Annotated in this window: 19 protein-coding genes; 11 read left to right on the forward strand and 8 right to left on the reverse strand. The window is 74.8% G+C overall.

Annotated features, from left to right (window positions below):
- Nucleotides 1-174: 174 nt before the first annotated feature.
- The 3 genes from HUT16_RS10175 to HUT16_RS10185 all read left to right on the forward strand — a co-directional run bounded on the left by HUT16_RS10175 (nt 175) and on the right by HUT16_RS10185 (nt 3,748).
- Nucleotides 175-1,536, forward strand: a complete 1,362-nt coding sequence (locus HUT16_RS10175) for a hypothetical protein (protein ID WP_176187553.1) — start codon at nt 175-177, stop codon at nt 1,534-1,536.
- 7 nt (nt 1,537-1,543) lie between these two features.
- The gene (locus tag HUT16_RS10180) at nt 1,544-2,587 is read left to right on the forward strand and encodes an N-acetylmuramoyl-L-alanine amidase (RefSeq protein WP_176187555.1); all 1,044 of its coding nucleotides are present in this window, start codon (nt 1,544-1,546) and stop codon (nt 2,585-2,587) included.
- A 270-nt stretch (nt 2,588-2,857) separates the two neighbouring features.
- The gene (locus HUT16_RS10185) at nt 2,858-3,748 is read left to right on the forward strand and encodes a hypothetical protein (RefSeq protein WP_368662678.1); all 891 of its coding nucleotides are present in this window, start codon (nt 2,858-2,860) and stop codon (nt 3,746-3,748) included.
- A 90-nt stretch (nt 3,749-3,838) separates the two neighbouring features.
- Here HUT16_RS10185 and HUT16_RS10190 read toward each other — a convergent pair whose 3' ends face one another.
- The 4 genes from HUT16_RS10190 to HUT16_RS10205 all read right to left on the reverse strand — a co-directional run bounded on the left by HUT16_RS10190 (nt 3,839) and on the right by HUT16_RS10205 (nt 7,455).
- Nucleotides 3,839-3,982 carry a hypothetical protein gene (locus HUT16_RS10190; RefSeq protein ID WP_217712048.1) on the reverse strand — a complete coding sequence of 48 codons (144 nt, stop codon included), beginning with the start codon at nt 3,980-3,982 and terminating at the stop codon, nt 3,839-3,841.
- Between the two features lie 241 nt (nt 3,983-4,223).
- Nucleotides 4,224-5,303, reverse strand: a complete 1,080-nt coding sequence (locus tag HUT16_RS10195; RefSeq protein WP_176187561.1) for a prenyltransferase/squalene oxidase repeat-containing protein — start codon at nt 5,301-5,303, stop codon at nt 4,224-4,226.
- A complete protein-coding gene (locus HUT16_RS10200; protein WP_176187563.1) occupies nt 5,300-6,040 on the reverse strand; it encodes a class I SAM-dependent methyltransferase in 741 nt (246 codons plus the stop codon). The genes HUT16_RS10195 and HUT16_RS10200 overlap by 4 nt, the downstream gene beginning before the upstream one ends.
- A gap of 95 nt (nt 6,041-6,135) precedes the next feature.
- Nucleotides 6,136-7,455, reverse strand: coding sequence for a glycosyltransferase family 4 protein (locus HUT16_RS10205; protein ID WP_176187565.1), 1,320 nt, complete (start codon nt 7,453-7,455; stop codon nt 6,136-6,138).
- Nucleotides 7,456-7,676: 221 nt separating this feature from the next.
- Between HUT16_RS10205 and HUT16_RS10210 the strand changes: the two genes are divergently transcribed.
- The 6 genes from HUT16_RS10210 (at nt 7,677) to HUT16_RS10235 (ending at nt 14,741) form a co-directional block, all read left to right on the forward strand.
- Complete coding sequence (locus HUT16_RS10210) at nt 7,677-8,342, forward strand: TetR family transcriptional regulator (RefSeq protein ID WP_176187567.1); 666 nt, start codon at nt 7,677-7,679, stop codon at nt 8,340-8,342.
- 245 nt (nt 8,343-8,587) lie between these two features.
- A complete protein-coding gene (locus HUT16_RS10215; protein ID WP_176187569.1) occupies nt 8,588-9,970 on the forward strand; it encodes a prenyltransferase/squalene oxidase repeat-containing protein in 1,383 nt (460 codons plus the stop codon).
- Entirely contained in the window at nt 9,967-10,887 is a 921-nt protein-coding gene (locus HUT16_RS10220; RefSeq protein ID WP_368662679.1) for an SCO2322 family protein, read from the forward strand. Before HUT16_RS10215 ends, HUT16_RS10220 begins: the two co-directional genes overlap by 4 nt.
- Nucleotides 10,888-10,889: 2 nt before the next feature.
- On the forward strand, nt 10,890-12,062 hold the full coding sequence (locus tag HUT16_RS10225; protein WP_217712049.1) for an energy-coupling factor transporter transmembrane component T: 1,173 nt from the start codon (nt 10,890-10,892) through the stop codon (nt 12,060-12,062).
- A gap of 199 nt (nt 12,063-12,261) precedes the next feature.
- The gene (locus HUT16_RS10230; protein WP_176187571.1) at nt 12,262-13,887 is read left to right on the forward strand and encodes an ABC transporter ATP-binding protein; all 1,626 of its coding nucleotides are present in this window, start codon (nt 12,262-12,264) and stop codon (nt 13,885-13,887) included.
- A complete protein-coding gene (locus tag HUT16_RS10235) occupies nt 13,884-14,741 on the forward strand; it encodes an ECF transporter S component (protein ID WP_176187573.1) in 858 nt (285 codons plus the stop codon). The genes HUT16_RS10230 and HUT16_RS10235 overlap by 4 nt, the downstream gene beginning before the upstream one ends.
- A 49-nt stretch (nt 14,742-14,790) precedes the next feature.
- On the opposite strand, the gene HUT16_RS10240 is transcribed toward HUT16_RS10235, so the two are convergent.
- The 4 genes from HUT16_RS10240 to HUT16_RS10255 are packed head-to-tail and all read right to left on the reverse strand — an operon-like array spanning nt 14,791 to nt 17,852.
- Complete coding sequence (locus HUT16_RS10240) at nt 14,791-15,633, reverse strand: hypothetical protein (protein WP_176187575.1); 843 nt, start codon at nt 15,631-15,633, stop codon at nt 14,791-14,793.
- Complete coding sequence (locus tag HUT16_RS10245) at nt 15,617-16,513, reverse strand: aldo/keto reductase (RefSeq protein WP_176187577.1); 897 nt, start codon at nt 16,511-16,513, stop codon at nt 15,617-15,619. The genes HUT16_RS10240 and HUT16_RS10245 overlap by 17 nt, the downstream gene beginning before the upstream one ends.
- Entirely contained in the window at nt 16,510-17,697 is a 1,188-nt protein-coding gene (locus HUT16_RS10250; protein WP_176187579.1) for a cupin domain-containing protein, read from the reverse strand. The genes HUT16_RS10245 and HUT16_RS10250 overlap by 4 nt, the downstream gene beginning before the upstream one ends.
- A gap of 14 nt (nt 17,698-17,711) precedes the next feature.
- A complete protein-coding gene (locus tag HUT16_RS10255; RefSeq protein WP_176187581.1) occupies nt 17,712-17,852 on the reverse strand; it encodes a hypothetical protein in 141 nt (46 codons plus the stop codon).
- 272 nt (nt 17,853-18,124) lie between these two features.
- Here HUT16_RS10255 and HUT16_RS10260 point away from each other — a divergent pair, with 272 nt between their 5' ends.
- Both HUT16_RS10260 and HUT16_RS10265 read left to right on the forward strand, forming a co-directional pair.
- Complete coding sequence (locus HUT16_RS10260; protein WP_176187583.1) at nt 18,125-19,501, forward strand: helix-turn-helix domain-containing protein; 1,377 nt, start codon at nt 18,125-18,127, stop codon at nt 19,499-19,501.
- Nucleotides 19,502-19,549: 48 nt separating this feature from the next.
- Complete coding sequence (locus HUT16_RS10265) at nt 19,550-20,233, forward strand: dihydrofolate reductase family protein (RefSeq protein ID WP_176187585.1); 684 nt, start codon at nt 19,550-19,552, stop codon at nt 20,231-20,233.
- The last annotated feature ends 37 nt before the right edge of the window (nt 20,234-20,270 follow it).

Below are 20,270 nucleotides of genomic sequence, written 5' to 3' on the forward strand. Positions count from 1 at the left end.
CTGCGGCGTCGTCCCCACCACGACGCGTTGCCGATCCGCCGTGACCGCCCCCGCCGGCGGCCGGTACGGTGTCGGCGGCAGACGACGAACGGCCCGTCCGGGGAGCGGCCCGTTCGGCGCAGGGGCACCGGCCACCCGGTGCGGTACCGGTTCAGTTGGGGGCGAGGACAGGGCATGACGGAACAGGGCAGTGCCGCGAGGGCGGTCTGGGACCCCACCGCGAACAACGGCGCGGGCGGCTGGGTCCGCCGGCCGGTGGCGGACGACCCGGCTGCGGCGGGGCCGCCCACCACCGCGATCCCGCTACCGCCGATCCCGCCCGGCCCGGTCGCCCCGGCCGCTCCCGTCCCGCCGCCGACCGCCCAGCAGCCGCAACAGCCGCAACAGCCGCAACAGCCGCAGCAGCAGACCTTCGGCGGCCAGCCCGGCTTCACGCCCCCGCCCCCCGGCGGAGGGCCCTCCTTCGGCGGGAACCAGGGCTTCGGCGGCCAACAGCAACCCTTCCCCCCGCAACAACCCCAGCAGCAGCCGCAGCAGCAGCAGCAGACCTTCGGCGGCCAGCCCGGCTTCACGCCCCCGCCCCCCGGCGGAGGGCCCTCCTTCGGCGGCGACCAGGGCTTCGGCGGCCAACAGCAACCCTTCCCCCCGCAGCAGCCGCAGACCTTCGGCGGCCAGCCCGGCTTCACCCCGCCACCGCCCGCCGGAGGACCCTCCTTCGGCGGGAACCAGGGCTTCGGCGGCCAGCAGTTCAACAACCAGCCGGGCGGCTACGGCTCCTACCAGGAGCCGGAGTTCGACTACGAGGACGACCCGCGCCGCCGCCGCACCCCGCTGCTGATCGGCGCGGCCGTGGCCCTGGTGCTGCTGATCGGCGGCGCCGTGGTGCTGGTGCTGCAGAACAGCGGCTCGAAGGACGCCCCGGCCGCCAAGGACAGCGCCAACCCGACGGTGGCGCAGCCGAGTGCGGGCGGCGACAGCGCCGGTGCCGGCAGCCAGGACAGCGCGCCGTCGGCCTCCGCCTCGGCCTCCGCGTCCCCGTCGGCCTCCGCGTCCGGCTCGCCGTCGGCGGGCCCGCAGGCGGAGGCCCAGGCGAAGGCGCTGGACTCGCTGCTCGGCGACGGCGAGAACGCCAAGGCGCCGATCGCCAACGCGGTGGCGAAGGTGCGCAGCTGCCCGGCCAAGGCGGAGGTCGACAGCGCCGCGCAGGTCTTCGACACCGGCGCCCAGCAGCGCGAGGCGCTGCTGGCCCAGCTGTCCGGGCTGAAGACCGACAGCCTGCCGGGCGGCGACGCGGCGGTGGCCTCGCTGCGGACGGCCTGGCAGACCTCCGCGGACATCGACCGGGCGTACGCGGCCTGGGCCCGCACCGTCTCGGAGAAGGGCTGCACCAACAACCAGGCGCCCGGCGGGGCCGACCTCGCCCGCGCCAACGACCTCAACCCGAAGGCCACCCAGGCGAAGCAGGACTTCTCCGCGAAGTGGAAACCGATCGCCCAGCAGTACGGGCTGACGCCCCGTACCGGGGACAGGATCTGAGGAACACGTGACTGGCCGTACCACCCCGCACCACGTCCGTCCCGACGGCCCGCAGGACCCGGACCCGTCCGCCGACCCGGCGCGGCGGGCCGCCCGCTGGCGGCCGGCCGCGAAGGCCGCGGCCGTGGTGCTGCCGGTGTGCCTGATCGGCTGGCTGGGCTGGCAGGCCGTGGCCAACAGCTCGCGGGACGTGAGCCCGCACGCCTCGGCGCCGCGCACGCCGAGCTTCGCGGAGGGCGACCAGGTGGGGGGCGAGCAGGTGGGGGGCGACGCGGAGAGCGGCTCCCCCGCGGCGGCCCCCGGGAGCCCGTCCGGGTCGGCGCAGTCCGCCGCGGCCGCCCCGGAGTCCTCGGCACCGGCCTCGCCGAGCGGGGGCCCGAAGCCGCTGGCCGGGCGGACGGTGCTGCTCGACCCGGGCCACAACCCGGCCAACGCCGGGCACGCCACCGAGATCAACCGCAAGGTGGACATCGGCAACAGCCGCAAGGAGTGCGACACCACGGGCACCGAGACCAACGCCGGCTACCCGGAGGCCGACTTCACCCTCGACGTGGTGCACCGGGCCCGGCAGCTCCTCCAGGACCGGGGCGCGAAGGTGGTGCTCACCCAGGACGGCGACCGCCCCTGGGGACCGTGCATCGACGAGCGCGCCCGGATCGGCAACGAGGCCCGGGCGGACGCCGCGGTCTCGGTGCACGCGGACGGCGCGCCGTCCTCCGGCACCGGCTTCCACGTGATCATGCCCGCCCGGGTGGTCGACGGGGCGGCCGACACCTCCGCCATCGTCGACCCCTCGCACCGGCTGGGGGTGCTGCTGCGCGACGCCTTCAAGTCGGGCACCGGCGAGCCCTACTCCAGCTACATCGGCCGGGAGGGCCTGGACACCCGCAGCGACCTCGGTGGGCTGAACCTGTCAAAGGTACCGAAGGTGTTCATCGAATGCGGCAACATGCGCAACTCCGGCGACGCCGGGCGCATGTCCGATCCGCAGTGGCGCCAGCGTGCCGCCCAGGCCCTCGCGGACGCCCTGACCAGCTATCTCACCGGGTGAACCACCGCGTCCGCCCTCCGCTCCACCCCTGTCACACCCCCGCAGCACCCTGATTTCCGGCACCCCCCTTCCGTACCGATTCGGTGCGGATCCGGAGGGTGCCGTGCACGCGGCGTCGCCTTGGCTCTAGGCTTTTGCCCCGTCGTACCGACCCGGTACCACGGGGGCCCGGTCAACCGCCCGCCGACCACGACTACACCAATGAGGGGAACGTCAGTGAATCTGCGCGCTCTCACCAGGGGAGACGCCGCCGTCGCCGGTGCGGCCGTATTGCTCCTGATTTCGTCCTTCCTGCCGTACCGCAGCGTCGACTGCGGCGCGCTCGGCTGCAGGGGTCTGGACAACTCCGCCAACGCCTGGGAGTCGGACTTCTTCCCGGTCCTCCAGTCGGTCTTCCTGCTCGGCATCATCGGTGCCGTGCTGATCCTGCTGGCCCGCCTGCAGAAGGCGACGCTGGGCAACAAGGAGTTCATCGGGCTGCGCCTCGACCAGTGGGGCAGCGCCGCGATCGTGATCGCCCTGTGGGACATGCTGTGGTCGCTGGGCGGCTACACCAAGGTCAGCGGCATCGAGCTGAACATCGGCGCCGGCGCCTGGATCGCCCTGGTCTGCCTGCTGGTCATGGGCGGCATCGTGATCGCCGGCCGCGCGCTGCCGGCCCTCCAGGCCCCGCTGACCTCGGGCACCCCGGGTGCCCCGGCCGTCGGCCAGCAGTACCCGGGCTACGGCGGCCAGCAGCAGGGCGCTCCCGGCGCCTACGGCTACCCGGGCGCCCCGCAGCAGTCGTTCCCCGGCCAGCAGCAGCCCCCGGTGCAGGCCCAGCCGGCCCCGGGCGGCTACGGCTTCCCGCAGGCCGCCCAGTCCGCCCCGGCGCCGTCCGCGGCCGCCGCCGCGGTCGCCCCGCTGCCCACCGCGGTGCAGCCGGCCGTCCAGGAGCAGGTCCCGGCGCAGTCCGGCGGCCCGTTCTCGCCGTTCTGGTTCGCCGTCCCGGCGGTGCGCCAGCTCGCCAACAAGGACAACCCGGCCGCCCCGCCGGTCGGCGAGCTCGTCCCGGGCACCTGGTACCTGGCCGTCGACCAGCGCGGCGCCGGGCTCGTCGCCCAGCTCCCGGACGGCACCCACGGCCTGCTGAACGACACCAACGGCATCCAGCGCGGCTGATCCACCGCCGCACCGAAGGGTCCGCCCCTCCACCGGGAGGGGCGGACCCTTCGGCGTCGGGTCGCCGCGGCGACCCGACCGGGCCCGGTGTCAGGACTTCCTGAAGACGGTCGCCGCCAGGCTGCCGCAGGCGTTGCCGGTGGCGGAGACGGCGCCGGTGGTGTCCAGGACCTTGGTCCACGTCCCGCCCGGCAGGGTCACGCGGTAGGTGGAGCCGGTCGGATTGTCCACCACGACGGTGGCGTGGCGGAAGCCCGGGTCGGCATACCCGCAGGTACTTCCCGGTGCGGTGGGCGGCCCCTGCGGGGAAGTACCTGCGGGTATGCCGACTGGCAGCGGGTGGGGGTGCCGTCGTGAGCGGTGAACGCCGTCCTGCGGGGGAGGGCGCGGGACGGGCCCCCCGCAGCACCGTACGCCGGCCCCTCACCCGCTCACCGGCCGCCCACGGCCGCTGGCCGGCTTCGGGACCGCCCGTCTAGCAGCAGTCGTTGACCGCCAGCCCCGCCGGCAGGTGCTCGCCGCCGAAGACGCTGACCGTCGCGTGGTCGCCGCCGAGGGCGGCGACGGCGAGCAGCAGGGCGCCGGCGGTCCAGGTGGTGCGCTCCTCGGGCCAGACGGCGTGGTCCTCGTAGACGTAGCCGGTCCAGTAGGAGCCGTCCTCGTGCCGCAGGTGCTGGATCCAGCGGAGGATCTCGACGGCCCGGTCGGACTGTCCGGCGGCCCACAGGGCGAGGGCGAGTTCGGCGCTCTCGCCGCCGGTGACCCAGGGGCGGTCGCTGACGCAGCGGACGCCGAGGCCGGGCACGACGAAGCGGTCCCAGTCGGCGGCGATCCGGCGCTCCGCGTCCTGGCCGCGCAGGGCGGTGCCGAGGACGGGGTAGTACCAGTCCATGGAGTAGCGGCCCTTGTCGAGGAACCGCTCGGGGTGGCGGGCGATGGCGTGCCGGAGGAGTCCGGCGGCGAGCTCCCAGTCGGGCTGCGGCCGGTCGAGGTGGTCGGCGACGGCGAGTCCGCAGCGCAGGGCGTGCAGGATCGAGCAGGAGCCGGTGAGCAGCGCTTCGGTGGCGGCGGTGCCGTCCTCGTCCTGGCGCCAGGCGATGGCGCCGCCGGGGAGGCTGAGCCGGACGGTGTGGTCGAGGGCGCGGCTGACGGTGGGCCAGATCCGTTCGAGGAAGCCGTCGTCGCCGGTGGACAGGTGGTGGTGCCAGGCGCCGACGGCGACGTACGCGCAGAAGTTGGTCTCGCGGGCGAGGTCGGTGGCGGTGCCGTCGGCGGTGCCGGGCTGTCCGTAGGCGTAGGCGGCGTACCAGGAGCCGTCGGGGTTCTGCCGGTCGGCGAGCCAGCGGTAGGCGGCTTCGGCGGCGGCGTGCTCGCCGGCGGTGTCGAGGGCCATCGCGGCCTCGGTGTGGTCCCAGGGGTCGAGGTGGCCGCCGTGGAACCAGGGGATCGCGCCGTCGGGCTGCTGGTGGGCGAGGATCGAGCGGACGGTGTCGGCGGCCTGCGCGGCGTCCAGGACGCCGTCGAGCAGCAGGGCGGCGGGGACGGCGGCCGTCACGCGCGGGCCTCGAGCTCGTGCGGCTTGCTGGCGTAGACCACGAAGGACTTGCCGAGGACGGGGTTGAGGGCCTTCTCGGCGGCCTTGGTGAGGGTGGAGATGACGGGGGTGCCGACGATGTCCCACACCAGCAGCCGGTGGTAGGCGCGCACCGGCAGCGCCTTGTCGTTGTCGACGCCGACCGCGCACTTGATCCACCAGTAGGGGGCGTGCAGGGCGTGCGCGTGGTGGGTGCCGTACGGGGTGAGGCCGGCCTCCCGGACCTTCCCGACGAGTTCGTCGCCCTTGTAGATCCGGATGTGGCCGCCCTCGACCTCGTGGTACTCGTCGGACAGCGCCCAGCAGATCTTCTCGGGCAGGTAGCGGGGCACGGTGACGGCGAGCAGCCCGCCGGGCTTGAGGACGCGGACCATCTCGGCGAGCACGCCCTCGTCGTCGGGGATGTGCTCCATCACCTCGGAGATGATGATCCGGTCGAAGGTGCCGTCCTCGAAGGGCAGGTGGAGCGCGTCGCCCTCCACGGCGGTGGCGCTGGCCCCGGCGGGGGCCTCGCCGGCCTCCTCCATCGCGGCGAACCACTTGCGGACCTCGGCGATCTCCTCGGCGTTCTGGTCCAGGGCGACCACGTTGGCGCCGCGCCGGTAGCACTCGAACGCGTGCCGGCCGCCGCCGCAGCCCAGGTCGAGCACCCGGTCGCCGGGGGCGAGCGGGAAGCGGGAGAAATCGACGGTCAGCACTGCGGGGCTCCCATTCACGAAGGGGGTGGTACCGGGGGGTTGGCCGTCCGTCACCGGACGGGGCGTCGGCCGACGGGGCGTCAGCCGGCGCTGCGTCAGGCGACGTAGCGCCAGCCGGGGCCGGAGCGGGCCGCGGCGCCGGCGCCGGTGGCGATCGCGGCCCGGTAGCGCTCGGCGGTGAGTTCGGCGGCCCGGGCCCAGGTGAACCGGGCCAGGACGCGCTCGCGCCCGGCGGCGCCGAGCCGCTCGCGCAGGCCGGGGTCGTCCAGCAGCCGGCCGAGCGCGGCGGCCAGCGCGCCCGCGTCGCCCGGCGGCACCGCGAGGCAGCTGACCCCGTCCGGTCCGGCGACCTCGGGGATGGCGCCGCCGGTGGTGGCGACCAGCGGGGTGGCGGTGGCCATCGCCTCGGCGGCGGGCAGCGAGAAGCCCTCGTACAGCGAGGGGACGCAGGCGGCCTCGGCGGAGCGGTACAGCTCGACGAGTTCGGCGTCGCTCAGGCCGGTGCGGAACTCGATGTGCCCCTCCAGGCCGAAGCGGCGCACCGCCGCGGTGACCGGCCCGTCCTCCTTCTGCGGCTTGCCGACCACCACCAGGTGCGCGTCCCGCTCGGTGCGGACCTTGGCGAGCGCCTCGACCAGGTGGACCAGGCCCTTGAGCGGGACGTCGGCGCTGGAGGTGGTGACGATCCGGCCGGGGACGCGGGCGGTGGCGGCGGACGGCGACCACAGCCGGGTGTCGGCGCCGATCGGGACGACCGAGACGGCGCCGGGCGCGGTGCCGAGGTGCTCGGCGATCTCGGCCTTCGAGCTCTCCGAGACGGTGATGACGTGCTCCAGCCGGGCGGCGACCCGGCGCTGCATCCGGGTGAAGGCGTACCAGCGGCGCTTGCCGAGCCGCTCCAGCCGGGTGCGGGCCGCGTCGATCTCCAGCCGCCGGTCCACGGTGACGGGGTGGTGGACGGTGGTGACCAGCGGGAAGCCGTGCCGGGCCAGGCCGAGCAGGCCGTAGCCGAGGGTCTGGTTGTCGTGCACCACGTCGTAGCGGCCCTTGCGGCGGGCCAGGAAGGCGCGGGCGCGCAGCGAGAAGGCCAGCGGCTCGGGGAAGCCGCCGGTGCGCATCACCGCGTACTCCAGCAGGTCGACCGGGCCGCGGAACTCGTCGGCGGCGGGGGTGCGGAACGGGTCGTCGGCGCGGTACAGGTCGAGGCCGGGCAGTTCGACCAGGCGGACCGAGCCGGGGCCCTCGACCTCGTCGAGCACCGGGTACGGCTGGGCGCCGATCACGTCGACGTGGTGGCCGAGCCGGGCCAGCTCCCGCGACAGGTGGCGCACGTACACGCCCTGGCCGCCGCAGAACGGGTCGCCGCGGTACGACAGCAGGGCGATCCGCAGCGGCGGCGGCGACACAGCGGTCATCCCCAGTCCCCATTCTTCGGTGCTCACCGGGACCGGCGACGGAGGCGGCCGCCGACCGGTAAAGTAGATCACGTTTCACAGCGGTGCGGGCTCGTCGTTGGAGAAAGTGAACAACGAGGGACCTCGAAGATTACCGGCCCGTAGCTTGTCGTCAGGAGCCCCGGCGGGTGATTCGCACCACGCTGCGCCGCCCCGTGTCCCACCGCCCCTGGAGTGCCCCCGTGACCGCCACCGCCGCCGACGGGCCGCTGACGCCCCGCCAGGCCGAGCGCCGCCGGGGCATCCTGCGCTCGGCCACCGCGCTGGCCGCCCGGGGCGGGTACGAGGCGGTGCAGATGCGCGAGGTCGCGGAGGGCGCGCAGGTCGCGCTCGGCACCCTGTACCGGTACTTCCCGTCCAAGGTGCACCTGTTGGTCGCGGTGATGCGCGAGCAGTTGGAGCGCCTGCAGGAGCAGGTCCGGCGCCGCCCGCCGACCGGCGCGGACCCGGCGGCCCGGGTCGCCGAGGCGCTCACCGCCGCCTTCCACGCGCTGCAGCGCGAACCCCGGCTGGCGGAGGCCATGGTGCGGGCGCTGTCCTTCGCGGACCGCTCGGTGGGCTCCGAGGTGGACGAGGTCGTCCAGCTCACCGGCGCCATCGTGCTGACCGCCGCCCGGCTGCCCGATCCGCCCACCGCCGACCAGCAGGCGGCGCTGCGGGTGGTCGTCCACACCTGGCACGCGACCCTGCTGGTGTGGCTGTCCGGGCGGGCCTCGCTGGCCGAGGTCCGGGCCGACCTGCACACCGCCGCCCGGCTGCTGGCCCCCGCCCCGGCGGGGCCCGGCGAGCGGCCGGAACTGCAACGGGTTCCACCACCTGCCTCCGGCGGGGTGCCGGCCCCGGGCTAGAGTCGTGGGGCGCGGCCCGGCCCCGTCCGGCGCCGCGACAACTCCACATCCGCCTCCGAGGCCGGGGGAAGCCGGTGCGATTCCGGCGCTGACCCGCAACCGTGAGCCGCCCCCGCACCGCCGGGGCGCGGCGCAGTCGGACTGCCCGGCCGGAGGCGAGCGGCCCTCCTCCGTCGTGGGTCTACGGGCGAAAACCCGGGGCGCGCCCCGGCCCGCTGCGACCGCTCACCGAAAGGCTCCACCCCATGCCGACCGCTGCCCGCCTGGGCGCCGCCGTGCTCGCCGGCGCCCTGCTCGCCGGCGCCGCCGCCGCGCCCGCGCTCGCCGACACCGCCTCCCCGGCGGCCACCGGCACCTCCGCCGCCGCCTCGCCGTCCCCGTCCTCGGGCGTGCCCGCCGGGCTGTACGGCAAGGGCGACCCGCAGTACGACGGGGTGTGGCGGCAGTCGCTGGCGCTGATCGCGCTCCGGCAGCAGCAGGTCGAACCCGCCGAGGCCGCCGTGCAGTGGCTGCTGGGCCAGCAGTGCGAGGACGGCGGCTGGCCCTCGTACCGGGCCGAGGGCACCCCGTGCACCCCCGCCGCCGAGGACACCAACGCCACCTCGATGGCCGTCCAGGCGCTCACCGCGCTCGGCGGCCACCAGCAGCCCGTCACCCGCGCCACCGACTGGCTGCGCGCCCACCAGAACCCGGACGGCAGCTGGGCGTACAACCCGGGCGCGCCCGGCGACGCCAACTCCACCGCCGTGGTGCTGAACGGCCTGCTCGCGGCCGGCCTCGACCCGGCGCGGGTCACTGTCGACGGCCGCTCCGGCTGGGACGGCCTGGCCGCCTTCCAGCTCGGCTGCGCCACCGCCGCCGACCAGCGCGGCGCCTTCCTCTACCAGCCCGCCGAGGGCGTCCCGGCCGCCCCCGACACCATCGCCTCCGCGCAGGCCCTGCTCGCCGCCGCCGGCGGGCACCTCCCGGTCACCACCACCGACCGCAAGGACGCCCCGCCCGAGGCACTCGCCTGCGACGGCGGCCAGGGCACCGGGCCGGTCGCGCACGCCGACTCCGCCGAGGCCGACGCCGCCTGGCTGACCGCCCGCCTCGCCGCCGACGGCCAGCACCTGGTGGCCAAGACCCCCGGCGCGGACACCGCCGCCCCCGCCTACGACTCCACCGCCTGGACGGTCATCGGCCTGGTCGCCTCCGGCCACCCCGCCGAGGCTTCCAGCGCCGCCGACTGGCTGGCCGGTAACGCCTACCCGTGGGCCGCCCAGGGCAAGGACGGCACCAACCCGGCCGCCGCCGCCACCCTGGTGCTGACCGCCCGCGCCGCCAAGCTCGACCCGTACAACTTCGGCGGCGCCAACCTGGTGCAGCTGCTGATCGACTCCGGCCCCGCCCCGAAGTCCGCCCCCGCCGCCGGTGACCCGCAGGCCACCCGCGCCCCCGGCGCGGCCATCACCGAACCCGACGAGAACAGCGGCTTCTCGGCCGGCTGGCTGCTCGGCCTCGCGCTCGCCGTCGGCGTCGTCGTGGTCGTCCTGCTCAGCCTCAACCGCCGCCGCCAGAAGGCGCTCCGGCCCACCGACGGCACCCCGGCCCCGGCCGCCGACGACCACCCGGAGCAGACCCGATGACCGGCCACCCCCCGCGCCACCCCTCCCCCGGCGCCCGCCTCCCACTCGCCGTCCTCACCGCCTGCGCGGCCCTCCCCGACCCGGCCGCCGGCACCTCCGCCGCCACCACCGGCCACCGCGCCCACCGCCGCCCCTCCCCCTTCTCCCGCCTCCCACTCGCCGCCCTCACCGCCTGCGCAGCCCTCCCCCGCCCGGCCGCCGGCACCTCCGCCGCCACCACCGGCCACCGCGCCCACCGCCGCCCCTCCCCCTTCTCCCGCCGTCCCTTCCCTCTCTTCCCGCTCGCCGTCCTCACCCTCCTCGCCGCCTGCGCAGCCCTCCTCGGCCCGGCCGCCGGTACCTCCGCCGCCGCCGAGTACCGCTACTGGTCGTTCTGGAAGGGCGGCACCGACGGCTGGGCCTACCAGCAGGTCGGCCCGGCCGGGAACGTGCCGGCGGACGGGGCGGTGGACGGCTGGCGGTTCGTGCTGAGCCCGGACGGCGGCCAGGAGACGCCGCGTCCCGGCCCGGCGCCCGACTTCGCCTCGGTCTGCCGGGACACCGCGCCCGACGGCGGCCACAAGCGGGTCGCCGTGGTGCTGGACTTCGGCACCGCGCAGGACGCCCCGAACGGCGAACAGCCGCCCGCCGCCCGCTCGGTGTGCGCCTCGGTGCCGACCGCGGCGAACTCCGCCGAGGTGCTGGCCGCGGTCGCCGCGCCGCTGCGCTACGACTCCGGCGCGATGCTGTGCGCGATCGCCGGCTACCCGCACGCGGGCTGCGGCGAGCAGGTCGCGGCGGGCGGCGGCTCCACCGCCGCGGCGGGCGGCTCGGACGGTGACGGCGGCCCGAGCGTGGGCCTTTTCGCCGGTGTCGGCGCGGTGGTCCTGCTGGGCGCGGGCGCGGTCTGGCAGGCCCGTCGCCGCCGCACCCGCTGAGCATGTCCGTCCACCGCCTGCCCCGCGCAGCCGCCGACACCCCCGCCGACACCCCCGCCGCAGCGCCCCCGCAGCGCCGTTCGGCGGCCGTGCACAGCCGGTCGCTGCCACGGCAGTTGCACCCGGGGGCGTGGTGGCTGTGGTCGCTGGGCCTGGCCGCGGCGGCCAGCCGGACCACCAACCCGCTGCTCCTGCTGTTGATCCTGGCGGTGGCGGGTTTCGTGGTCGCGGCCCGGCGCGGCGACGCCCCCTGGGCGCGCTCGTACGCGGCGTTCCTGCGGCTGGGCCTGCTGGTGCTGGCCGCCCGGATGGTGTTCGCGGTGCTGCTGGGCTCCCCCGTCGGCGGCACCCACGTCCTGTTCACGCTGCCCCAGGTCCCGCTGCCCGCCTGGGCGCAGGGCGTCCGGCTGGGCGGCGCGGTGACGCTGGAGGGGGTGCTGTTCGCGCTGTACGAGGGGCTGCGGCTGGCGGTGCTGCTGGCGTGCGTGGGCGCGGCGAACGCGCTGGCCTCGCCGTCGCGGCTGCTGCGCTCGCTGCCGGGCGCGCTGTACGAGGCGGGCGTGGCGGCGGTGGTGGCGCTGACCTTCGCGCCGAACCTGGTCGCGGACGTGCGGCGGCTGCGCGCGGCGCGTCGGCTGCGCGGGCGCTCGGACCGGGGGGTGCGGGCGGTGCTGTCGGTCGGACTGCCGGTGCTGGAGGGCGCGTTGGAGCGTTCGGTGGCGCTGGCCGCGGCGATGGACACCCGCGGTTTCGGCCGGACGGTGGCCGTCCCGCGCCGGGTGGTGCGCACGGCCGGGGCGCTGACCCTGACGGGGCTGCTGGCGGTGTGCTCGGCGACGTACGGCCTGCTGACCGCGGGCACCCACCCGTGGGCGCTGCCGGTGCTGCTGGCGGGTGCCGCCGCGGCCGGGGCGGGCCTGGTGCTGGGCGGCCGCCGTTCGGCCCGCACCCGCTACCGGCCCGATCCGTGGGCGCTGCCGGAGTGGCTGACGGCCGCCTCGGGGGCGCTGGTCGCGGCCGCGCTGATCTGGTACTCGGGCCGCTGGCCGGGGGCGCTGGCCCCGAGCGTCGTCCCGCCGACCGCCCCGACCCTGCCGCTGCTGCCCGCACTGGCCGCGCTGGTCGGCCTGCTGCCCGCCTTCGTCACTCCCGAGCCGCCCCGGAGCACCCGGTGACCGCCCCCGCCCCGCCCACCCTCCCCGCCCCACCCGCCGTCCCCTGCCCGCCCACGTCCACCCCGCTCGCCCTCCCCTGCCCGCCCACGTCCACCCCGCTCGCCCTCCCCGCCCCACCTGCCGTCCCCGCCCCACCTGCCGTCCCCTCCCCACATCCCCTCCCCTGCCCGCCCACGTCCACCCCGCCCCGGAGCACCCGGTGATCACTTTCGAGCAGGTCGGCGTGGAGTACGCCGGCGCGTCCGCACCCGCCCTGTCCGGCGTCGACCTGACCGTTCCCGAGGGCGAGTTGTGCCTGCTGGTCGGGCCGTCCGGCTCCGGCAAGTCGACGCTGCTGGGGACGGTCTGCGGGCTGGTGCCGCACTTCACCGGCGGCACCCTGACCGGCCGGGTCACGGTGGCCGGGCGGGACACCCGCGAGCACCGGCCGCGCGACCTCGCGGACGTGGTGGGCACCGTCGGGCAGGACCCGGCGGCGCACTTCGTCACCGACACCGTCGAGGAGGAACTCGCCTACGGCATGGAGTCGATGGGCCTGGCCCCGGCGGTGATGCGCCGCCGGGTCGAGGAGACCCTCGACCTGCTGGGCCTGGCCGAGCTGCGCGGCCGCGCGCTGTCCTCGCTCTCCGGCGGGCAGCGGCAGCGGGTGGCGATCGGCTCGGTGCTGACCGTCCACCCGAAGGTGCTGGTGCTGGACGAGCCGACCTCGGCGCTCGACCCGGGCGCCGCCGAGGAGGTGCTGGCCGTCCTGCAGCGCCTGGTGCACGACCTGGGCACCACCGTGCTGCTGTCCGAGCACCGCCTGGAGCGGGTCGTCCAGTACGCCGACCAGGTGCTGCTGCTGCCCGGCTCGGGCGAGCCGCCCGTCCTCGGCGACCCGGCCGCGCTGATGGCCCGCTCGCCCGTCCGGCCGCCGGTGGTCGAACTCGGGCTGCTGGCGGGCTGGACGCCGCTGCCGCTCACCGTCCGCGACGCCCGCCGCCGGGCGGCCCCGCTGCGCGACCGGCTCCCGGCCCCCGCGCCGCGGCCGGCCCCGCCCGCCGCCGAGCCGGTCGCCACCGCGAACCGCCTGGTGGTCTCCCGGGGCGCCGTCCCGGCCCTGCGCGGCGTCGAACTCGCCCTCGCCCCGGGGCAGATCACCGCCCTGATGGGACGCAACGGCGCCGGGAAGTCCACCCTGCTCGGCACCCTGGTCGGCCTGCACGCGCCCGCCTCCGGCACCGTCCGGGTCGACGGCCGCACCCCGCACCGGACCCGTCCCCAGGAGCTGATCCGCTCCGTCGGGCTCGTCCCGCAGGACCCGCGCGACCTGCTGTACGCGGAGACCGTCGCCGAGGAGTGCGCCGCCGCCGACCGGGACGCCGGGGCCGAACCCGGCACCTGCCGCGCCCTGCTGGCCGACCTGCTGCCCGGCGTCGCCGACGACCGCCACCCGCGCGACCTCTCCGAGGGCCAGCGCCTCACCCTCGCGCTGGCCGTCGTGCTGGCCGCCCGCCCGCCCGTCCTGCTGCTCGACGAGCCCACCCGCGGCCTCGACTACGCCGCCAAGGCCCGCCTGGTCACCGTCCTGCGCGGCCTCGCCGCCGACGGCCACGCCGTCCTGCTCGCCACCCACGACGTCGAACTCGCCGCCGAACTCGCCCACCGCACCGCCGTGCTGGCCGAGGGCGAGATCGTCGCCGACGGCCCGACCCCCGAAGTCGTCCTCGCCTCGCCCACCTTCGCCCCGCAGACCGCGAAGATCCTCCCGCCGCACCTCACCGTCCCCGAGGCGGCGGCCGCCCTCGCGGCCCTCACGGCCCCCGCCCCGGAGCCGCCGCGATGACCCCGCCCGCTCCCGCGACCGCCCCCGCACCTTCTCCCGCGCCCTCTCCCGCCCTGGACCGTCCCGTCCCGCTCGGGCGGCGCTCGCTGCTCTTCCTCTGCCTGGTCTCCGCGGTCGGCGTGGCCTCCTTCGGCTGGCCGCTGCTCGCCTCCCGCACCTCCGACCTGGTCGGCCACTCCGCCGACGCGCCCTGGCTGTTCGCCCTGCTGATGCCGCTGCTGCTGGCCGTCCTGTTCGCCCAGCTCTCCGAGAACCGCGACGCCACCGGCGCCCCCGGCCTGGACGCCAAGGCCGTCGCGATGCTGGGCGTGCTCGCCGCGGCCGGCGCCGCGCTGCGGCCGCTGGGCGCGGGCACCGCCGGCCTGGAGCCGATGTTCTTCCTGATGGTGCTGGCCGGCCGGGCCCTCGGCCCGGGCTTCGGCTTCGTCCTGGGCGCGCTCACCATGTTCGCCTCGGCCCTGCTCACCGGCGGCGTCGGCCCCTGGCTGCCGTTCCAGATGCTCACCATGGGCTGGGTCTGCCTCGGCGCCGGCCTCCTCCCGGGCGCCGCCCGCCTGCGCGGCCGCGCCGAACTGCTGCTGCTCGCCGGGTACGGCGTCCTCGCCGCCGTCGGCTACGGCACCGTCATGAACCTCCAGGGCTGGCCCTACATCGGCGGCCTGGGCCTGTCGATCTCCTTCGTCCCCGGCGACCCGCTCCCCGCCAACCTCACCCGCTTCCTCCTCTACTGCCTCACCACCTCCCTCGGCTGGGACCTCTCCCGCGCCGCCCTCACCGCCGTCCTCTGCCTCACCGTCGGCGGCCCCCTCCTGCGCACCCTGCGCCGCGCCACCCGCCGCGCCGCCTTCCGGTGACACGGCAACGGTGCCCCCTCCGACGGAGGCAGCTGATCCGGGAAGTGCGTCAGATCGCGGTGTCGAGCAGGAGCGAGGCCCGTTCGCGCAGGGGCTTCTCCAGGTCGAGGTTGTCTCCGCGCTGGACGGTCTGGAGCAGCATGGTGATGGCCGCCAGCTCGGAGAAGCGGCCGGCCGGGGTGTGGAGCAGGTGCCCGAGCTGGTGGCGGACCTGGGCGGCAGTCTCAGGGACGAGCAACGAGTAGGCGTGCAGCATGGCGGCGTCGAAGCCGGCAGGCGCCAGGCCCCAGCCTTCCCAGTCGAGGATCGACAGAGAGGGTGCCGTCAGGTTGGCCCAATGCAGGTCACCGTGGGCCGTGCTCCAGGCCGGCGCCCTGCTGTCGACGGCCGCACCGAGGAACTGCGGCATTGCCCGATCCAGGTACTCCTGCCGGACGGCCACCCGGCCGGTCCGGACTCCGGCCACGCTGTCGAGCGCGCCGGCCAGCCCGAGCCACCAGGCTGCATCGAGGTCGGGCTCATCGCGGAGCACCGGCCCATCCACCGTGACCGTGCGATGGGGCACCGGGTCGTACAGCTCAGCCAGGTAGCCGTGTTCGCCGCTGGTCCAAGTGAGTCGACGGCGCAGACGGGGCCGCGGCAGGTTCGACGGCATCGACAGCTCGGCGGCCATCGGGCCTTCCCAGAGCTTGCCCTCGGCCTTGTCGGCCGGCGCGCAGACCAGCCGCAGCCAACGGTCGCCGACCGGGGTGGCCACCAGCCGGCTCAGGGTTCGACCACGCCAGCCCCAGGACTCGGCGCTGCCAACGGGCTTGGCCTGGAACCGGGCAGCCGCGTCGGTGTGGGCCCGGCGCATCCGGTCGGCGGCTTCGGGCTCAGGTACCGAGTACATCGACGACCCTCCGCAGTACGGCTTCGGACACGGGCGGCCGGCCCACGGTGGACATGGCTTCGATCCAGTGTCCCGTGCGGTCGGTGGACAGCAGCACGCGCCGCACACCGGGGGCCGACGCCACGACCGCCAACCCGGCCTGAGCCGGTGAGCTGCCGGGACGGATCAGCTCGGCCAACTGCGAGGTGACCAGCTTGGGCACTTCACCGCCGTGCAGCGGTGCGGAGGCGAACACGTCCAAGCCGGCGGCCCGGGCCTCGGCGAGCACCCCGCTGCCGTCGAACGCTTCCGCGATGGCTCTCAGCTTCACCAACGACAGCGGTAGCTGGATGGCCTTGAGGTGGTGGTTCGGGCCCCCGGCCTTTGTCGCCAGGTCGAGCAGCAGCGGGACGCCGAACACGCCGTCGGAGAACCCGTTCCAGGTAGCCACTCCGTACCCGCCGATGGCCTGGCGAGCGCACGCCTCCTCCAGCGCGGCGAAGGAGGCGTAGAGCCGTTTGCGGACCTGGTCGGGCTCGCAGTGGTGCTCAGGGTTGTGCAGGAACACCACGTCGGGCGTACGGCCCATCGCGCGCCGGCTGCACTCGATCTGCCAGGCGATGTACTCCGGGGCCAGGCTGTGGCCGCTGGCCGCCTCGACCTCGTCGAGCACCTGGTCCTTCACCGCCGTGCCACGCAGCGGACGCGGGATGAACCCGACTTTGGTCGAGACCCTGACCTGCGGGTTGTCCCCCAGCACCCGGAACAGGGCTGCCTCGGCCGAACCGCGGCCGTAGTTGGGAGCGGTGTCGATCCAGTCGGCCGCGTGGGCCGCCGCCATGACGGCGGCCCGTTCGACATCGGTGCAGCGGTACGTTCCGAGGCCGAGTTGTGCTGTCACAGGGTGGTCCTCACCGCGGCCACCTGGCCGCTGACGAGTCCGTTCACCGCACCGGCAACCTGCTCGACGGAAAGGCCGGCGACCGCCGCCAGTTTGCCCAGGCTGTGCGACGAGCCGTCCAAGAGGAGTTGGAGCAGCGGCAGCGCCTCGGCTGTGAACGTCCACTCCTCACCACCCGCCGTCAGCTGTGGGGCACCATCCGGCAGAATCGCCAGCCGGGGCCGCGCGACCACCAGTTGCACCAGCAACTCCGGCTGCGGCGGGATGCCGGTGACGTATGGCAGCGACGGTGCCAGCCGGGCCGATTCCGTCGCGTCGCGGGCCAGGAGGAAGCGGGTGATCACGTCCGGGCCGGCCAGCTCGTCGGCCACCAGCTTGGCGATCCGGTCCAGGAACTCGCGCTGTTCGCCCTCGGTACCGAACCGGGGCACGTCGGTTCGGATGACCTCGTGACCCCGCAGGATCTCGGACAGCCAGGTGATCAGGTCGGCACCAGTGGTGGTCTGGAGTCCGCAGGTCAGGTGCAGCGAGTGCCGACCTTCGGATGCGGCCACGGCGTGCCACCAGCCGCGGGGCAGGTAGAGCACATCACCGGCCGTCAGTACGAGGTCGGCCACTGGCTGCTCCGGCGGTTCTTCGGGCGTGGCGACATCACGACTCATCGGGGCGGTGCGGGTCGGACCGTACAGCTTCCAGCGCTTCGCGCCGTCGAGCTGGACCACGATCACGTCGTGGTCGTCCCAGTGCGTGCCGAAGCCCTCGGTACCGGTCCAGGAGCCGTACAGGTTGACCTGCACGGCGGTGCGGAGCCAGTTCTCCAGGTGCTTGGCCAGGCGGCCGACGCCGGGGTGCAGTTCGTCCACCGCGTCCAACACCAGCGTGGCGCCGTCGGCCAGTTGCTCGTGCAGCGTTGCCGTCTGGAGCCGCTGCCAGGTGGTGCTGCGGCGGGTCACCACCGGCCGGGAGTAGCGGAAGGCCGGCACCGGTTCACCGTCCGAGGCCAGGCGGAACCGAGGGGTTTCGAGCCGGTGGTGCGTGAGGATGGCGTTGAGGTCATCCCAGCTCACCAGACCGGCGACCGACGCGGTATTGCCGCGTACGACGTGGTAGCTGCGGCCGAACGTCCGGGCGAGGAACTGGTCCCCGCCCAGACGCTGGGCCACCGAAGGGGTCTCGGTGGTCACGATGGTGTCAGCCGTCAGTCGTTGCTGTCGGAGACACCGGTGGAGCCGCCGTCGGACGGCACCTCGAAGCGGGACCGCACCGCGGTGACCCGGCGACGGGCGACGAGCAGGCCGTCCTCCTCCGGTTCGGTGGAGGTCGTGGGGTTCTCGGGCATGAGTGGTACCTCTCTCGTCGGTGGAACGGCTTCCAGGCCGGCCGGTGCCGGCCGGGTTGGGACTTCCGGCCCCGGCCTGCTCGGGCAGGCCGGGGCCGGAAGCTGGTGCCGGGTTCAGCGGCGCTGTCCGGCCGAGCTCTACGAAACCGCCGTCAGAAAGCTTGGGACAGGGGAGAATTGGCGCACCAACGTGGCATCCATGTGGCACGGATGGGCATGACCTGGGCGGATGCCGGGCGGGTGGATCAGCCATGGCGAGCAGGGGGACCTGAGTGGCGACGAAACGGGATAAGTTCGTCCAGCGTCGTCGCGCCATGGGCTTCACCCAGGAAGGGCTTGCCGAAGCCCTCACCGTTGACCGCTCCACCGTGATCCGCTGGGAGCGTGGCCGGGGTGATCCCCAGCCGTTCCAGATGCCACGACTGGCTGCACTGCTCAAGGTCACCGCAGCAGAACTCGGCGATCTACTGGCTCCAGTAGCGAACGGCGAGTTGCTCCTCCCCCGGCAAGCATCAGAAAGCCCGAGCCACCCGGATGCCGGACAACCGGCGACGGTTCCGGACCTGACCGGGATCGGCTCGGCGATGACGCTCGCGGACGGTGAGGCACGGGTCGGTTGCCGAACTGCGGACGGGAGGATCATCTTCGTGACGATGCCGCACCGCGCTCCGCTCCGCTCGGCCGCCGGCGTCGCTGGAGACGCGATGGTCTCAGGAGCGGCACATGCGCCCGCGCCTCGTTCTCAGCCGCTGCTGTCGCCCGATGTTCACCCGGTCGAGAACCTGCGGCAGCTCCGCCGGTCGCTGGTCGAATGCGACAACATGCTCGGGCCGCGCCAAGTGGTGGCAACCGCTCAGGAACACGTCCGGCTGATCCAGCAGCTCCGGCGTGAAGCCTCCGGCCGAGACCGACTCGACCTGATGCAGGTCCAGGCCGAATACGCCGAGTTCTGTAGCTGGCTGTTCCAGGACAGTGGTGATCACCGCGCCGCCCAGTACTGGGCCGACCGGGCCGTCGACTGGTCCACCGCCGCGGGGGATCACGACCTCACCGTCTACATCACGGCCCGCAAGGCACAGCTGGCCGGCGACATGCGGGAAGCGCTCGATGCCGTCGATCTGGCCGAAGCAGCTCAACGGATCGCGCCTTCCCGGAGTCGGCTGACGGCCCTCGGGGCGATCTACGGCGCGCACGGATATGCCCTGCTCGGCGACGAGTCGGCCTGTCAGCGGGCATACGACGAAGCCTTGGAGCTCGTCAGTCTGCCGAGCGACTTCGAAGCAAAGCGTGGGCACTGGCTCGATGCGGCCTACGCCGAAGCCCAGCGGGCCCGCTCCTGGGCCGTGCTGGGCCAATACGATGCCGCCGTGACCGGCTTCGACCAGGCGATTCGGGCACTTCCGGCCTCGTTCCGCCGGGACCGCGGGGTCTACCTGGCTCGATCTGCTGGGGCCCAGCTTCACGCCGTCGGCCCCGAACAGGCAGCCGCCACCGCATCTGATGCCCTGTCAATTGCGTCCAGCACCGGATCGGCCCGAATCTTCGCTGAACTCGCCTCACTGGATGGCAAGTTGCAGCCCTGGTCCACGGTGGCAGAGGTAGCACGGTTCCGCGAAGCCCTCGACAGCGTGATGCTTCATGAAGTGTGATCATCCTGGCGGCATCCGCACCGCCCACCTTGCGAGAACGGAGCCCCGATGGCTGAGCGCCCCTTCGTCCTGCTGAGCGTCGCCACCTCTGTGGACGGGTACATCGACGACACCTCGCCGCAGCGACTGCTGCTGTCGAACGCGGACGACTTCGACCGGGTGGACCAGGTGCGAGCCGAGTCGGACGCCATCCTCATCGGCGGCAATACCCTGCGCAGCGACAACCCCCGTCTCCTGGTCAACAGCGACGACCGCCGGGCCGCTCGGGTGGCGGCCGGCAGGCCGGAGTATCCGCTCAAGGTCACCGTCACGGCCAGCGGCGACCTGGACCGTGAACTGAAGTTCTGGCACTTCGGCGGCAAGAAGGTGGTCTACACGACCGACGCCGGGGCACTGAAGCTACGCGACACCTTGGACGGCCTGGCGGACGTGGTGAGCACCGGCGACACAGTGGACTTCGGCCTGATGCTCGAAGACCTGGCAACACGCGGTGTGCAGCGGCTCATGGTCGAAGGCGGCGGCCAGATCCACACCCAGTTCCTCAGCCTCGGCCTGGCCGACGAAATCCACCTGGCCGTGGCACCGCTGCTGGTGGGCGAGCCCGGCGCACCGCGCTTCGTCCACCCGGCCGAGTTCCCAGGCGGCAGTACCCGCCGGATGAAACTGCTGGGCGCCGGGACAGTGGGCGACGTGGTGCTCCTGCGCTACGCCCCGAAGGAAACCGGGGCATGACTCACAGGCCGACACCGGGCCGGGAATCATCGCCGCC

This window comes from Kitasatospora sp. NA04385 (assembly GCF_013364235.1).
GTDB lineage: Bacteria > Actinomycetota > Actinomycetes > Streptomycetales > Streptomycetaceae > Kitasatospora.